Annotated in this window: 15 protein-coding genes; 4 read left to right on the plus strand and 11 right to left on the minus strand. The window is 39.5% G+C overall.

The annotated features are described in order from the left end of the window. Positions 1 to 4: 4 nt before the first annotated feature. Positions 5 to 910 (minus strand): DMT family transporter, encoded by a 906-nt coding sequence (locus LC090_RS13080; protein ID WP_226658493.1) that lies wholly within the window; start codon positions 908 to 910, stop codon positions 5 to 7. A 364-nt stretch (positions 911 to 1,274) separates the two neighbouring features. Between LC090_RS13080 and LC090_RS13085 the strand changes: the two genes are divergently transcribed. Beyond that, entirely contained in the window at positions 1,275 to 1,484 is a 210-nt protein-coding gene (locus LC090_RS13085; protein WP_226658494.1) for a DNA-dependent RNA polymerase subunit epsilon, read from the plus strand. 3 nt (positions 1,485 to 1,487) lie between these two features. Next, positions 1,488 to 3,155, plus strand: a complete 1,668-nt coding sequence (gene rnjA / locus LC090_RS13090; RefSeq protein WP_194221264.1) for a ribonuclease J1 — start codon at positions 1,488 to 1,490, stop codon at positions 3,153 to 3,155. A 52-nt stretch (positions 3,156 to 3,207) separates the two neighbouring features. Here rnjA and LC090_RS13095 read toward each other — a convergent pair whose 3' ends face one another. The 6 genes from LC090_RS13095 to LC090_RS13120 form a co-directional block, all read right to left on the minus strand. Further along, on the minus strand, positions 3,208 to 3,873 hold the full coding sequence (locus LC090_RS13095) for a potassium channel family protein (RefSeq protein WP_194221263.1): 666 nt from the start codon (positions 3,871 to 3,873) through the stop codon (positions 3,208 to 3,210). A 106-nt stretch (positions 3,874 to 3,979) separates the two neighbouring features. Beyond that, entirely contained in the window at positions 3,980 to 4,996 is a 1,017-nt protein-coding gene (locus LC090_RS13100) for a cytochrome d ubiquinol oxidase subunit II (protein ID WP_226658495.1), read from the minus strand. 26 nt (positions 4,997 to 5,022) lie between these two features. Then, positions 5,023 to 6,357 carry a cytochrome ubiquinol oxidase subunit I gene (locus tag LC090_RS13105; protein ID WP_226658496.1) on the minus strand — a complete coding sequence of 445 codons (1,335 nt, stop codon included), beginning with the start codon at positions 6,355 to 6,357 and terminating at the stop codon, positions 5,023 to 5,025. Between the two features lie 228 nt (positions 6,358 to 6,585). Further along, positions 6,586 to 8,388, minus strand: a complete 1,803-nt coding sequence (locus LC090_RS13110) for an ABC transporter ATP-binding protein (protein WP_226658497.1) — start codon at positions 8,386 to 8,388, stop codon at positions 6,586 to 6,588. A 14-nt stretch (positions 8,389 to 8,402) separates the two neighbouring features. Then, the gene (locus tag LC090_RS13115) at positions 8,403 to 10,157 is read right to left on the minus strand and encodes an ABC transporter ATP-binding protein (RefSeq protein WP_226658498.1); all 1,755 of its coding nucleotides are present in this window, start codon (positions 10,155 to 10,157) and stop codon (positions 8,403 to 8,405) included. A 256-nt stretch (positions 10,158 to 10,413) separates the two neighbouring features. Continuing rightward, a complete protein-coding gene (locus tag LC090_RS13120; RefSeq protein WP_226658499.1) occupies positions 10,414 to 10,959 on the minus strand; it encodes a peroxiredoxin in 546 nt (181 codons plus the stop codon). A 291-nt stretch (positions 10,960 to 11,250) separates the two neighbouring features. Here LC090_RS13120 and LC090_RS13125 point away from each other — a divergent pair, with 291 nt between their 5' ends. Then, complete coding sequence (locus LC090_RS13125) at positions 11,251 to 12,087, plus strand: mechanosensitive ion channel family protein (RefSeq protein ID WP_226658500.1); 837 nt, start codon at positions 11,251 to 11,253, stop codon at positions 12,085 to 12,087. Positions 12,088 to 12,141: 54 nt separating this feature from the next. Next, positions 12,142 to 12,351: a ChaB family protein gene (locus LC090_RS13130; RefSeq protein ID WP_226658501.1), complete on the plus strand. Its 210-nt coding sequence runs from the start codon at positions 12,142 to 12,144 to the stop codon at positions 12,349 to 12,351. Positions 12,352 to 12,386: 35 nt separating this feature from the next. On the opposite strand, the gene LC090_RS13135 is transcribed toward LC090_RS13130, so the two are convergent. From LC090_RS13135 to LC090_RS13150, 4 genes are all read right to left on the minus strand, one after another. Then, entirely contained in the window at positions 12,387 to 12,629 is a 243-nt protein-coding gene (locus LC090_RS13135; protein WP_098443214.1) for a YkuS family protein, read from the minus strand. Positions 12,630 to 12,752: 123 nt separating this feature from the next. Beyond that, entirely contained in the window at positions 12,753 to 13,868 is a 1,116-nt protein-coding gene (locus LC090_RS13140; RefSeq protein WP_226658502.1) for an N-acetyldiaminopimelate deacetylase, read from the minus strand. A 5-nt stretch (positions 13,869 to 13,873) separates the two neighbouring features. Further along, positions 13,874 to 14,593 (minus strand): 2,3,4,5-tetrahydropyridine-2,6-dicarboxylate N-acetyltransferase, encoded by a 720-nt coding sequence (gene dapD / locus LC090_RS13145; protein WP_159782230.1) that lies wholly within the window; start codon positions 14,591 to 14,593, stop codon positions 13,874 to 13,876. A 95-nt stretch (positions 14,594 to 14,688) separates the two neighbouring features. Beyond that, positions 14,689 to 15,546: a LysR family transcriptional regulator gene (locus LC090_RS13150; protein ID WP_226658503.1), complete on the minus strand. Its 858-nt coding sequence runs from the start codon at positions 15,544 to 15,546 to the stop codon at positions 14,689 to 14,691. Positions 15,547 to 15,556: the final 10 nt, after the last annotated feature.

Below are 15,556 nucleotides of genomic sequence, written 5' to 3' on the forward strand. Positions count from 1 at the left end.
GCCGTTAGGCTATTTCTCTCATATTGTTCGTTTCTGTTCTTTGGTGCTTGCCAGATAAATAAACACCCGTAAATACGCAGAATAAACCGATAATCATAGGTAGCGTGATTGTTTCATTTAAATAAAGGTTCCCCCACATTAAGGCAGTGACTGGCACAAGGTATGTGACTAAGGTTGCAAATTCTGCACTTCCATGTTGAATCATATAGTAGAAGAGTAAATAGGCAACACCCGAGCCTAGCACACCTAGACCAATTAGCGATATTAGAATATCACGTTGAAGGAGCATCGTAAACTGAATAACCCCCTCCCCACTCACAATCATCATTAGGAGTCCTCCTGCCGCTCCAATCGTTAAAGTTATGAAGGACAATAAATCAACCGGTACACCCTTTAAATGCTTTTTTGTATACTGAGAAGCAAAACCATAACAACAAGTGGCAATAAGCATCGGTACAATTCCTCTCCACTCGCCTTGTAGCAAAGATTGAAAATCAAGATCAATTAAAAAAAGAACCCCAATAAACCCAACCAAAATACCTGACCACTGCTTTAAAAATAACATTCGGCCAAATAAAACGGCTCCAAGTATACTCGTAAATAATGGCGTCGTTGCATTTAATGTAGCAGCGAGGCTACTTGAAATGCGCTCTTCACTAAGCGCAATCATCCCCCAGGGAATAAGCGCATTCATAATCCCTACAAGAATAAGACTTTTCCACTTTAGTTTTCCCTTTAACTTCCTTATTCGCCCTCTTACCATTAAATAAATGAAAATCGCTACGGCACCAAGGAAGCAGCGAAAAAACACAACACCCCAAGGTCCCACAAGTGGAACCATCAATTTAATGAACATAAAAGACATGCCCCATATTAAGCTTAATGAAATAAGCGCAACATATAGCTTCAACTCTTGTCCTCCTCTTAAGCTGATTCCTCATTATGTTACATGAAAGTCAATACCCTGTCCTCAAAAACACCCCATCTTTTTCCAAACTAATTCTTCACACCGTGATCAATAATAGGAATAGGCATTAAAAAAAGAAAGGATGAGCTCAATGTATCGAAAAATGAAGCGCAAATTAATAAAAACGTGGAGGAACGTGCTATTTCCACAGCCTAAATATTCCATTGATTAACCTTTTCTAACCTTAAATTCGTGCAAATTCTCCTATTTCTTATGGAAATGTGGTTAGAAACATGAAAAAGAAACCAATTTCCTATATAATAAACGAAGATGCACACAAATTGTCTGAGTTAAGGAGAGATTTAGAATGATTTATAAGGTATTTTATCAAGAGACAAAAAAGGAGGTTCCTGTAAGAGAGCGAACAATGAGCCTTTACGTAGAGGCTACTTCTGAACGGGAAGTTCGCTACAAATTAAAGGACCGCGACCTTAATATTGAATTTATTCAAACTGTGGAAGATGACTTCCTTGCGTTTGAGAAAAAATCAGAGCACTTTGAATTGGAGAATGTATAGACTATGAAATTTGTTAAAAATCATCAAACCGCCGTGTTCGCTTTAGGTGGACTCGGAGAAATCGGTAAAAACATGTACGGTATTCAGTTTCAGGATGAAATTATTCTTGTTGACGCTGGGATTAAATTCCCAGAAGAAGAATTGTTAGGGATTGACTACGTTATTCCTGATTATTCTTACCTCGTTAAAAACCAGGATAAAATCAAAGGGTTATTTATCACTCACGGACACGAAGATCATATAGGCGGCATCCCTTATTTACTTCGTGAAATTAATGTACCAATCTATGGTGGTAAGCTAGCATTAGGTTTTATTCGTAATAAACTTGAAGAACATGGTCTTCTCCGAGGGGCTTCTTTAAATGAAATCACAGAAGAAGACATTATTAAGTTCCGTAAAACATCGGTTATGTTCTTTAGAACAACTCACAGTATTCCGGACTCCTTTGGGGTTGTTGTTAAAACACCTCCTGGTAACATCGTTCATACAGGTGACTTCAAGTTCGATTTCACTCCAGTAGGCGAGCCTGCGAACTTAACAAAGATGGCTGAGATCGGGAAAGAAGGCGTACTTGCTCTTCTATCTGATAGTACAAACAGTGAAGTTCCTGGCTTTACCATGTCAGAACGCCGCGTTGGAGAAACCATTCAGGACATCTTTAGAAAAGTGGACGGACGTGTTATTTTCGCAACATTCGCATCAAATATTCACCGTCTTCAACAAGTTGTAGAAGCGGCAGTAGAAAACGGTCGAAAAGTGGCTGTCTTCGGTCGTAGCATGGAATCCAACATTACAATTGGTCAGGAACTTGGGTACATTAATGCACCTAAAGATACGTTTATTGATGCAAATCAAATTAACCGTCTTCCTGAAAACAAAGTAACGATTCTTTGTACAGGAAGCCAGGGCGAGCCGATGGCTGCTCTATCTCGAATTGCTAATGCGACGCACCGTCAAATTCAAATTATTCCTGGAGATACGGTTGTTTTCTCTTCTTCGCCTATTCCTGGAAACCAGGTAAGTGTATCGCGAATTATTAACCAACTATCTCGTGCAGGTGCAGACGTGATTCACCATAAACTAAGTGATATCCATACTTCTGGTCACGGTGGTCAAGACGAACAGAAGCTTATGCTTCGTCTTATTAAACCAAAATTCTTTATGCCAATTCATGGTGAATACCGTATGCTTAAGATGCATACAAAACTTGCCCAGGACTGTGGCATTCCACAAGATCATTCCTTCATCATGGATAACGGTGAAGTTCTGGCACTAAGTGAAAATGAAGCTTCGATTAGTGGTAAAATCCCATCTGGCTCTGTTTATGTAGATGGTAAAGGTATCGGAGACATCGGAAACATCGTTCTAAGAGATCGTAAAATTCTTTCTGAAGAAGGTCTTGTTATTGTGGTTGTTTCCATTAACATGAAAGAGTTTAAAATTCTTTCTGGTCCTGATATCATTTCTCGTGGATTTGTCTACATGAGAGAATCCGGTGATTTGATTAATGATGCTCAAGAGCTCTTATCAAAACATCTTAATGGCGTGATGGAAAAGCGTACAAGTCAATGGTCTGAAATTAAGAATGAAATTACAGATACCCTTGCACCTTTCCTATATGAAAAAACAAAGCGTCGCCCAATGATCCTTCCGATTATTATGGAAATTTGATGAAAGAAAAGCAGCCTGTCGATGATTCGACAGGCTGCTTTTTTATGAATACCTAATCACGATTTAAAATTTGGCGCTCCAGACGATTAATGTCCTGATCAGAACCAATCACAATAAGAATATCACCTTTAGAAATCTTTTGATCTGCTTGAGGAGAGACAATGATCTCGTCACCCTTTTTTATTGCTACAATATTGGCGCCGTACTTTGCTCGAATATCCAGTTCAATAATGGTCTTATTGTCCATTCTAGAGTTTGCGATAAGTTCCACGATACTATGTTCATCAGACAGCTCTAAATAGTCTAATACGCTATTTGAAACCATACTATGAGCAATCCGAACTCCCATATCACGTTCTGGATGCACAATTTTGTCCGCACCAATCTTATTTAGTACTTTTTCATGGTAATCATTCTGGGCTTTTACTGTAATTTTACTTACGCCCAATTCCTTTAAAATTAACGTCGTTAGAATACTCGATTGAATGTTATCACCAATCGCAACTATGACGTGATCAAAGTTACGAATACCGAGGTTTTTTAAAACACTTTCATCAGTAGAATCAGCGATGACAGCATGTGTCGCGACAGATGAAAACTCATTTACTTTATCTTCATCCATATCAATGGCAAGAACTTCCATTCCCTGCTGACTTAATGACTTACAAATGCTTCCTCCAAAACGACCGAGTCCAATAACGGCAAATTGCTTTTTCAACGCACACTCCTCCTACTCATTCAGAAAGAAACGAGCGCCAGCAACGTTGCTGACGCACTATCATATCTATCCTACCACTCTTATCAGCAGTGTCAATATGTCTTCTTCAGGACTTATTCCCCTTTACATACTCTGCATCAAATAAGAATAGTCTCATTAACAATACGAGGGAAGGCACGAGTAAGCAAAGACCGGCTATAAAGGCGAGAACAAGATAGACACCAGTGGTTTCGTTCGTATAGCCTGAATAAATGGTAATGTGATCATACAAAATCCAAGGTAAGTGAGAAATGCCGTAACCAAAGAATGCGAAAAAGAATTGAAGCATTACGAAAATAAAAGCCATTCCATATCGTTTGCGATAAAAAATTAAATAGGTTGCAATTAAAAAACAAAAGAGTGAAGCAATAAAAAACCAGGCATAATCAAGCGTTCGTTCGAAATGAACAGGGTTGTGCTGTTGAAGTGCTACGAAGACAAGGACACTAGATAGAATCGTTGGGGCACTCCAAAACAACGCATACTTTCTAAGCAATTCTAGCGCAGGCTCATCATTTGCCCTGCTAGCATAGTATGTGAGAAATGCGGCACTAATAAAGAGCACGGATACAATGGCTAGCAAGACAACTGACCATGAGTAAAAGCTTGAGAATAGCTCTCCTGCAAGAAACTTCACTTCTCCGTTAACCTCTTCAATAAAACCACCTTCTGATAGTGTTAAAGCTGTTGAAAGCGATGCAGGGATTAGCAAGCCCGTAACCCCATATAAAAACGTATAAACTCGGCTTTTCTTCGCTCCATAGTTACCAAATGCATAAAATGAACCACGAATAGCCAGTAGAATGATGGCGATGCTACCCGGTACAAGTAAAGCCGTTCCATAATAGTAGGCCGTATCCGGGAAAAAACCAACAAGTCCCACGAAGAAGAAAACAAAAAAGACGTTCGTCACTTCCCATACAGGTGATAAATAGCGGCTAATGATTTTATTAATAATATGATCGCGTCCGGTTAGCTCCCCGTAATAAGCAAAAAATCCGGCTCCAAAATCGATTGAAGCTGTAATCAGATAGCCGTAAAGGAAAACCCACAGTACAGTAATTCCTAGTAATTGAATGTCCATTTTTTCACCCCTCTCAATCAAAGCCCTTATTTCGTTCTAGCGATTTCTTCTAACTCGTTTTCAACAGGGTTGGTTTTAAACATTTTTCTAAGCACCGTAACACAAAGCGTTCCAAGTACAACATACAAAAGAAGAAAGAGAACAAACATCCATCCTACACCAGCTGCAGACGTAGCAGCATGACCCGTCCTCAGTATGTCCCAAAGAATCCACGGTTGACGGCCCACTTCCGAGAAAATCCATCCAAATTCGATGGCAAGAACAGAAAGTGGTCCAGCAAGAACGATCAGTCGTAAAAACCATTTATTTTCAGGATTAAATCGTTTTAATCGAAGAGCAATAACATAAAAGAAGGTTAAAGCAGCTAAAAACATTCCAATACCGACCATTCCATCAAATAAGTAGTGAATGTAAAGAGGCGGTATTTCATCTTCCGGCACTTGATCAAGTCCCATTACTTCAGCATTCGGATTCCCATGCGCGAGAATACTTAAGAAATTTGGTAATACGAGACCATATTTTACTTCATTCGTATCATGATCTAGAAAACCCCCGACAACGAGATCTGCATTTTCTGAAGTTTCAAAGTGCCACTCCGCTGCAGCAAGCTTACTCGGCTGATATTCAGCTAAATACTTTCCTGAAAAATCTCCAATAACAGCTGTTCCAATTGCAAAGATAAAACCGGCTGTCATCGTCAGTTTAAGCGCTTTTCGATAATACGTACTTCGCTTTCCCTTTAACATATGAAAAGCTGTAATAGCCGCCAGTACGATAGCAGAAGTTAAATACGCAGACATAACCACATGACCAACCTTCGTTGGTGTAGCAGGATTAAACATCGCTGCTAATGGTTGGATATTCGTTAAGACGCCATCTACCATATCAAATCCCTGTGGTGAGTTCATAAAAGCATTCACGGTCGAGATAAAGACAGCTGATAATGTGGAACCAATGACAACTGGAATTGAAATTAACCAGTGATAGATAGGCTTTTTAAACCTGTCCCACGTATATAGATAGATTCCTAGAAAGATCGCTTCAAAGAAGAAAGCAAATGTTTCAAGGAATAACGGTAAACTAATCACTTGACCTGCTAACTGCATGAAATTTGGCCATAACAGTGAAAGTTGCAACCCAATTGCAGTACCTGTAACTACCCCTACAGCTACCGTTACGACGAACCCTCTAGCCCACCTGCGAGCAAGTAAGGTGTAATAGGGATCGTTTCGTTTAATCCCGATCCATTCAGCAAGACTAATTAATAGCGGGACACCAACACCTAAAGTCGCAAAAATAATATGAAAGCCTAACGTTAGACTTGTTAAAAGACGACTTAGCATCGCTGAATCTAGTTCCACATTGTCCAACCCCTTTTTACCAGTTTCTCATCATCTGTTACTCATCTTCCCTTATCATTGCACATAAAAACAGTGAACCTTTCGTTTACACCTTTATTATGAATCATCCCCGAGATTGTGACAAGTATCACAATCTTTTTTATCAAGAAATATGATCCATTCGTGAATAATCTGTTCACATTTAAGTAGAGATCTTTTGTAAAAAAAAGAAGCCGCGTAGGCTTCTTTTTAAACAGCATCCATCATATTAAACTGTGATTTAACAAGTTCATAGTAGGTACCGCCTTTAGTCATGAGCTCACTATGATTCCCTTGTTCGATGATCCGTCCGTGGTCTAGAACGATAATATTATCAGCTTCACGAATAGTCGATAGTCGATGCGCAATCATTATCGCGGTACGACCTTCTAAAACAACATTTAACGCTTCTTGAATTTTCAATTCGGTTTCCGTATCAATGCTTGCGGTAGCTTCATCTAAAATAAGAATACGTGGGTCAGCGAGTAATGCTCGTGAAAACGACAATAACTGCCTCTCACCAACGGATAAAACGTTCCCTCTCTCTTCTACTTCTGTTTCATACCCATTGCTTAATCGCTGAATAAAGTGGTCCGCTCCTACTGCTTTAGCTGCTTCGATTACTTCTTCATCACTTGCGTTCGGACGCCCAAAACGAATGTTTTCCATAATGGTTCCCGAGAAAATGAATGTGTCTTGAAGAACCACACTAACTTTCTCTCGCAAACTATCGAGTTTCACATCTTTTAAATCCATCCCATCGATACGCACAGTACCACTGGTAGGATCATAGAATCGACTGATTAAGTTTGCAATCGTTGATTTTCCCGAGCCTGTATGACCAACAAGCGCAACTGTATCCCCTGCTTTCATTGTTAGGCTTAATTCATGGAGCGCTTTTCGGCTTTCATCATAGGAGAATTCAACATTTTCAAATGTAATTTCCCCTTTAATGTCGTTTAATTCAGTGGCATTTTTCTTTTCAGGCACATTGGGTTGTTCATCTAGAAACTCAAAGATTCTTTCAGAAGAAGCCATTGCTACGAGTAGCTGGTTGTATACTTGCCCTAAACGAGAGATTGGCTCCCAAAACATCCCTAAATAGAAAGCAAACGTAACGAAAACCCCATAATCCATACCATTTTGAATGAGGTACACGCCGAACCAGATTAAAATAGCCGTTCCAATTGCATTTGACATTTCAACAAATGGTCTAAAAATCGCACTCTTTTGTGTGGCATCTTTCCAACTTGCATAATTCTCATGATTGACACCCTGGAAAAACTCCATGTTTCCATTTTCCTGTGTGTAGGATTGGGTAACGCGAATTCCCTGTATACTTTCATTTAAATGAGAGTTCAATTTCGCCTGCTTAATCCGAACATCTTGCCATGATCGACGGATTCTTTTCCTTAAACTCGTTGAAATTAAGAACATAAGCGGCAAAATAATCATAATCGCTAACGTTAACTGAGGACTTAACACAAACATGATCACAATGATGCCTAATAATAGAACAATATCCATTAATAAGTTGATAACACCACTTGTAAAAAGCTCCTGCATCGAATTTACATCATTGATGATTCGAACAAGTATTGAACCTGCTGAGCGTTTATCGAAAAATCCGTGAGAAAGTCGCTGAATATGCTTAAATAACCCCTGCCTGATGTCATAAATAATGTATTGACCAAGTTGGTTGGTCCATTTGATTCGGTACGTATTCGCGATCCACGACAGCAAATATAAACTTGCAATCCCGAATATCAATTGAACAAGTAACGTTTGATTTTGATTCTTTATCGCATGATCAAACAGGAGAACCCCGATAAAAATCGGGACGATCAATCTCACTGCTGTTGAAAGTAACATTGAAATAATTGCTTTAGGTAATAAGTTTTTTTTGTAAGGATCCATATATCCAAGCAGACGTGACATTTGTTTCCAATTAAACTGTTTTTCAATCGCTGTATCCTGTGAATAATGAAATCGTTCTCTTCGATTCTGCTTCAAGCCTTCACCCCATTTCAACCAGTTTGTTTGGCCATGATTTCTTTACGATCTTGATATTGAATATCGTAAATACTTCTGTAATACCCGTTCTTTTCAATTAGTTCACGGTGTTTCCCACGCTCAACAATTTCTCCTTCGTTCAATACAAGGATTTCATCTGCGTGTTTCAAAGAAGAAATTCTGTGCGCGATGATAAAAGTTGTTCTACCTTTCATCACTTCTTCAAATGCTTTCTGAATCTTTACCTCAGTCTGCATATCCACTGCGCTCGTAGCATCATCAAGAATCAATATACTAGGGTCTGTTAAAATCGCACGAGCAATGGCAATACGCTGCTTTTGGCCTCCAGAAAGTCCCATCCCCCGCTCTCCTAAGACGGTATCGTATCCGTTTGGCATTTCCATAATAAAGTCATGCGCCTGTGCCCGCTTTGCAGCATCCTGAATCGCTTCAAACGAAATATCAGGATCACCGTAGGCAATGTTGTCACGAATGGTCGAGGAGAAAAGGAATGTTTCTTGGAGAACAACACCGATATTTTCTCTGAGCGATTTCAAGCTATATTCAGTGATATTACGGCCATCAATCATCACTTCACCACTGTTTGGTTCATAAAAACGAGCAATTAATTGCGTGATGGTTGTTTTCCCAGCACCCGTTGCGCCTAACAAACCAATAGTCGAACCTTTTGGTGCATCAAAGGTAATATTTTTCAATGCTTCATCATCATCTGAACTATATTGATGTGTCACGTTTTGAAATGCAACATTTCCTTCTAAACGTTTAACGTTTAGCGCGCCTTCACGATCATATATATCTTCAGGCTCATCTAGAATTTCAAGTAACCTTTCACCAGATGCTTTTGATTGCGAGAATGTATTAATAACAAAACCAAGGTTCATAATTGGCCAGATGATGTACCAGACCAAGCTAAAGAAAGCAACTAATTCACCTGGTTGCAGCTGATTTTGAAAGACGAGATAACCGCCATACGAGAGAAGAAATACTACGCATAGGTTTCCGATAAACTCCATTAACGGGAAGAATTTAGCCCAGATGTAGGAAGTCGTTAAATAGTTATCACGATAATCCGTGTTGCTGTTTACAAACTTATCGATTTCAAAGTCCTCTCTCGATAAGGATTTAACGGTATTGATACCACTAATGTTTTCTTGTACTTTCGTATTTAGCCTGGCCATCGACTTTCGAATTCCACGGAATGCTGGGTGCACCCGCTTATCAAACTGATAGACGACAATCGCGAGAAATGGAAGCATCCCTAATGTAACGAAAGCAAGCGGAACAGAATAGCTAAACATGACGATTAAACTAAAGCTGACGATCAGAACAAAGTTGATCACCTGAGCAAATCCAAATGATAAGAAAAAGCGAAACCCTTCAACATCAGCTGTTAAGCGTGACATTAAGTCTCCCGTTTTTGCGTTATCATAATAACGAAAAGGTAAGTATTGCAGTTTTTTATACAGCTCTTCTCTTAACCTATAGACGGCTGTTACACCAAATAGATCTCCTAAGTATTGTTGAAAAAATGTAGCGATTCCTTTGACAATCATGATTCCTATAAAACCAAATGCAAGAAAAGGCACCCATTTGTATTCTTGCTTAAGGATAACGTCATCAATTGTGAATTGAAGAAGCATAGGATATAAGACAGTTATACCAGTTACAAAAAGAAGGGAAAACACCGACCAAAGAAACAGTTTCTTGTACGGCCAATAGAAGTCTTTTAATCTTTTAAACGTTTCCATTCCAACACCACCTTCTGACAGTATGTAATTAAAAAATAGTGACAATATACATAATATATCGGAATTCGAAATAAATAACCACCTATTCGGTCTAAAATTCGGAATTTTTCTAATCAAAAAGCCGCATGTTTTTATAGCGGTTTTCAAACATGGTTTGAAAAGCTGATTTTCACAAAGTGTTTGGTTTTTTTATAAAGAAGAGGATTGATTACACAAAAAAAACCCAGAGAGCATTGCTCTCTGGGTTTCCTTCATTTTATTTAAGAGTTTCTTGGCCTGGCTTCCAGTTAGCTGGGCAAAGTCCACCAGTTTGTAGTGCTTGAAGGACGCGAAGTGTTTCGTCTACGTCACGGCCGATATTGTTATGGTTCACTACAGAGTACTGAAGCTCACCTTCAGGGTTAATGATGAATAGTCCGCGAAGTGCAACACCTTCATCTTCAATGAATACGCCGTATTCTTTTGATACTTTGTGGTTTGTATCTGCAGCTAGTGCATAGTTAAGTTCGCCTAGACCATTGTCGTTACGATCGGTATTGATCCATGCAAGGTGTGTATGAATTGTATCCGTTGATACACCGATTACTTCTGCATCTAGATCGTCGAATTCTTCGAAACGATCGCTTAGAGCTGTAATTTCAGTTGGGCATACGAATGTAAAGTCCATTGGATAGAAGAAAAGGACTGTCCATTTATCGTTTTTCATATTTTCTTCAAGGCTTACTTTGCCAAATTCTTTGTTTGTCATCACTGCTTCCATTTCGAAGCGAGGTGCTTGTTTACCTACCATGCGTTCTACCATGTGTAAATCCCTCCTAGAAAATATCCTGCGGCTTTCGCCCACAAATGACATTATAGTACACGTTTTATTTTTAGTCAATATTAAATAATAATTAATTTAATGTGGACTATTAACCTTCCCCCACTATCGTACCCACGTTTACACTGGTCTAAACAGGGTAGTTTTAGTATAGCGAAAAACATTTCATTCGTCTCGTATTAACGCTTTACTTGAATTGTGGTGACAATTTTCGCTATAATTTGACCGTGAGCTTATCCTATTTATGTATAGTGGACCAAAGGAGGAAGTCTATTGAATTTATTTGACGACATTAATTGGGAAGGTTTCTTAGTGGATACGGGAATAATTCTACTTAAGCTTATTGTGATCTTAATCATTTACGCCATCGTTAAAGCAATAGGAAACCGATTTATTGAAAGAACCTTTACGCAAGTATCTGAAAAACAAAACATGAGTCCTGGAAGAGCGAATACGCTGAAAAATTTATCAAAAAGCATTTTTACCTACGTTCTACTCTTTATGGCTGTTGCGATTGTTTTCGAAACATTTGGTTTCGATATTAAAGCTTTAATTGCTGGTGCAGGTATAATCGGTCTAGCTGTAGGTTTTGGAGCACAAGGACTTGTGAGTGACGTTGTAACGGGTTTCTTCATTCTTCTTGAGAAGCAGATGGATGTTGGAGATTACGTCACAGCTGGCGGTTTTGGTGGAATCGTAGAAGAAGTCGGCCTTCGTACTACACACATCCGTTCCTTTGATGGCACATTAAACTACGTGCCAAACCGTGAAATTAGTTCTCTCAGTAATCATTCACGTGGTAACATGCGTGCCCTTGTCGATATTGGAATCTCCTATGGGGATAACATCGACGAAGCCATTCGCGTGATTCAGAAAGTTTGTGACAACGTAGCTGCAACAAATGAAGCCGTTGTCGAAGGGCCTGATGTTCTTGGCGTTCAAAGTCTTGGATCATCTGATGTTGTACTTCGTGTCCTATGCCGTACTCAGAATATGGAGCAATGGGGTGTAGAACGTCAGCTTCGTAAAGAAATCAAAGAAGCGCTTGACGCCAACGGTATTGAAATCCCATTCCCTCATCAAGTATTTATTGAAAAGAAAGAACAATAGTTTAGCAATGTTTTACTCCGGGTAATGACATCACACAGAAGGAGTGTGATTCATTTGCCTTACAATTCTAAAAATGAGTTGCCTGATCAAGTGAAAGACAACTTGCCTAGCCATGCTCAAGATATTTTTAAAGAAGCCTTTAACTCTGCTTCTGACCAATATGATTCAGAGAAAACAGCTTTTAAAGTGGCATGGAGTGCTGTAGAAGAAAAGTATGAAAAGAACGACAATGGAAATTGGGTAAAAAAAGAAAAAAACAGCTAAGAAAAAACCCCTAACACATATTAGGGGTTTTTTTCTTATTGGTAACGACTATCGACCTGTTGGCATACTTGATCAGCTGTCATGCCATCCGCATTAATCACGGAACCTTGTGTACTAACCGATTGCATCCCCATCACATTTTGATCCTGCCCGGAAACAACACAACAATCACAACCGTTTGCATCACTTTCTTGCTTTAAGGATACAACCTCATATCCTTTTGCTTGTAAAGCCTGCGCCACATCAGAAAGTGTATCTTCTACAGCAATCCGTTTCATTTTTAATCAATCCTTCCCTCTTTTATTATGTAACTGCTACCCTTCTATGTTCACCAACGTTCGTTAATTTATACGCCAAACAACAAAAGCCTTCAGGTATATAGAACCTGAAGGCTTACAAACTCAATTTGCTATTTCATTTAAATAGGATGTTAGCGCAAGATACGCCGTTTCTATTGCCGCTTCATCTGGTTTTAATGTAGATGTGTGAAGACCTGATGAAGAATTCACACCAAGCCAGAACATAAATCCTGGAATTTCTTTTAAGAAATAACCAAAATCTTCACCAGTCATGGCTTCCCGACATTCTACTAATGATACGTCAGAGAGCCGCGTCATTTGATCCATAAACGTCTGTACGAGCGCTGGCGTATTGTTCACTTGATAGTAGTTTGAGCCATAATCAATGGAAGCTTCACATTCAAAAGATGCCTCAATCCCTTTTACCATTGCTTCAATACGGTTCTTCACTTCAGACATTGAAGTTGCCGAAAGTGTACGAATCGTACCTTCTAGTCTCGCTTTTTCTGCAATGATGTTTTGCTTCGTCCCACCATCAATCTTCCCAACTGTCACAACAGCTGAATCGAGTGGATCAACATTCCTCGCTACAATGGATTGGAACTGGGTGACAAGATGACTAGCTGCAACAACCATATCACGTGTGTGGTGCGGATACGCAGCATGCCCTCCTTTACCAGTTAAATCAATGAATAACTCAGATGTGTTAGCAAAAAGCAAACCAGGTCTTGTTGCAATCGTGCCAACCGGATATTCAGGTGCAATATGGAGCGCAATCATTTGATCAGGCTTCCATGCTTTAAACTCTTCACTATCAAGCATTGGTAGTGCACCGCCGGGACCTTCTTCTGCCGGCTGAAAGACGAAAAGTAAATTGTCTTTCACAGGATGAGAAGCGTAGTATTCAAGGATTGAGAGGGCGATCGTCATATGAAGATCATGACCACATGCATGCATATAACCATCATGCTCCGATTCAAACTCATACCCTGTCTCTTCCTTAATTGGAAGTCCATCTATATCTGTGCGATAACCAATTGTTTTTGAAGGATTATCGCCATTCACTCGCACAAGGATACCCGTTCTCCAGGTATTCACCTGAAGACGGTCCTGTGGCAAGTTTTCAATAAAATGAAGCAAATAACGCTGCGTCTTAAATTCCTGGAAACCTAATTCAGGAATACGATGTAAATCTCTTCGAACAGATGAGATATCCATCAGAATCAGTCGTTCTGTAGCTGACGAAGCTCTTTTTTGATTTCTGTCTTCGAACGAGTTTGGTCATCAATTTTCTTAAGTACACGTGCAGGTGTTCCAGCAACAAGTGTATACTCAGGAACATCTTCCGTTACAATGGCACCAGCGGCTACAACGGATCCTTTTCCTACTTTTACACCCTCGAGCACGACAGCATTAGCACCAATGACGACATCGTCTTCAATAATAACTGGGCTTGCAGACGGCGGTTCAATAACCCCTGCAAGAACAGAACCAGCACCGATATGACAGTTTTTACCAACCGTTGCACGTCCACCAAGTACAACGTTCATATCGATCATTGTTCCTTCACCTACAACGGAACCGATATTGATCATTGCACCCATCATGATGACAGCATTGTTGCCAATTTCCACTTGATCGCGAATTACTGCACCAGGCTCAATACGAGCTTGAATCCCTTTAAGGTCAAGCATCGGAATGGCAGAATTACGACGATCATTTTCTACAACGTAATCTTCAATATTGGAAGCTTCAGACTCAAGTGCTTTCTTAATATCTTTCCACTCTCCGAAAAGAACACCCGTATTCCCTGTAATGAATGACTTTGTATTGCTACCAAAGTCAATTCCCTCAAGGTTCCCTTTAATATGTACTTTAACAGGAGTAGATTTCTCGCTGTTTTGAATAAAGCTAATAATTTCGTTTGCATCCATCATTTTCATTGGATAATTCCTCCTTTGTTCATCATGCTTATCATAAATAGCATGTTACTCATTTTATCGTACATGATCACATACGTGAAGTCTAATCTTACAGGCTACTCACTTAATAATTCTACAAACTTTTGAACTTGCTTCAACTGCATGGCCGTATCATTCGTTAATAGCCACGTGTCTCTTTTTAAAGGTAAACCTTCTCCGTCTTTTAAAGGAATACGAAAATACTCTTTATCATTTTCAGTTATGCTAATGGAAGGTAAGATAGCATATCCGATCCCATTGAGAGCCATTTGTTTACATGTTTCAATTTGATCGACGACAATTGTTTTTTTAGGTGGTGCAAATGACTGGGTTTGCCACCATTCTTGTATTTCCTGAAAATAAGTGGAATCACTTTTAAATTGAATAAATGGTTTTTCCGTTTGCTTTAATTCTTCCATTGACTGTATCGCTGTATCTACTAGGTAAAGCTCATCTGAAAGTAAGTACTGACTTCTCCCTCTCCAATCAGGCTTTCCACGTATGATGCCTATGTGAATATCATCTTCGTACAAGTAGCGTAAAATATCGCTACTCCACCCTGTAACAAGTGATATCTTCACACTAGGATAATGTTCAACAAACTTCTTTAATACAGCTGGTAGCCAGTACTGGCCAATAATTGACGCGACGGCTAGCTTTAACGTCCCATGAACTTCTGAACTTAATGCCGTTAATGCTTCAAACACTTTTTCTTCTCTACGAATCGTCTCATTAGCAAAAGCAATAATCCGTTCACCTGCAGGCGTAATCGTTAATCCTCTTTGAGATCGAAGAAAAATCGGAACCCCCCAGGCCTTTTCAATTGATTGAAGTCGTTGACTTAACGCTGGTTGAGACACATATAGCCGTTCAGCTGCTCTACGCATATTCGCTTCTTCTGCAAGGATCGATAGCACTTGATATTCCGAGCTCATCGAACTCCCC

The sequence above is a fragment of the Guptibacillus hwajinpoensis genome, assembly GCF_020524165.1.
Classification (GTDB): Bacteria; Bacillota; Bacilli; order Bacillales; family Guptibacillaceae; genus Guptibacillus; species Guptibacillus hwajinpoensis_D.

Bases quoted from the DNA above. Each gene is read 5' to 3' on its own strand.
- LC090_RS13085 (WP_226658494.1), top strand. From the start codon at position 1,275: ATGATTTATAAGGTATTTTATCAAGAGACAAAAAAGGAGGTTCCTGTA.
- rnjA (WP_194221264.1), top strand. From the start codon at position 1,488: ATGAAATTTGTTAAAAATCATCAAACCGCCGTGTTCGCTTTAGGTGGA.
- LC090_RS13100 (WP_226658495.1), bottom strand. From the start codon at position 4,996: ATGGACATTCAATTACTAGGAATTACTGTACTGTGGGTTTTCCTTTAC.
- LC090_RS13115 (WP_226658498.1), bottom strand. From the start codon at position 10,157: ATGGAAACGTTTAAAAGATTAAAAGACTTCTATTGGCCGTACAAGAAA.
- LC090_RS13120 (WP_226658499.1), bottom strand. From the start codon at position 10,959: ATGGTAGAACGCATGGTAGGTAAACAAGCACCTCGCTTCGAAATGGAA.
- LC090_RS13135 (WP_098443214.1), bottom strand. From the start codon at position 12,629: ATGAAACGGATTGCTGTAGAAGATACACTTTCTGATGTGGCGCAGGCT.
- LC090_RS13140 (WP_226658502.1), bottom strand. From the start codon at position 13,868: ATGGATATCTCATCTGTTCGAAGAGATTTACATCGTATTCCTGAATTA.
- dapD (WP_159782230.1), bottom strand. From the start codon at position 14,593: ATGAAAATGATGGATGCAAACGAAATTATTAGCTTTATTCAAAACAGC.
- LC090_RS13150 (WP_226658503.1), bottom strand. From the start codon at position 15,546: ATGAGCTCGGAATATCAAGTGCTATCGATCCTTGCAGAAGAAGCGAAT.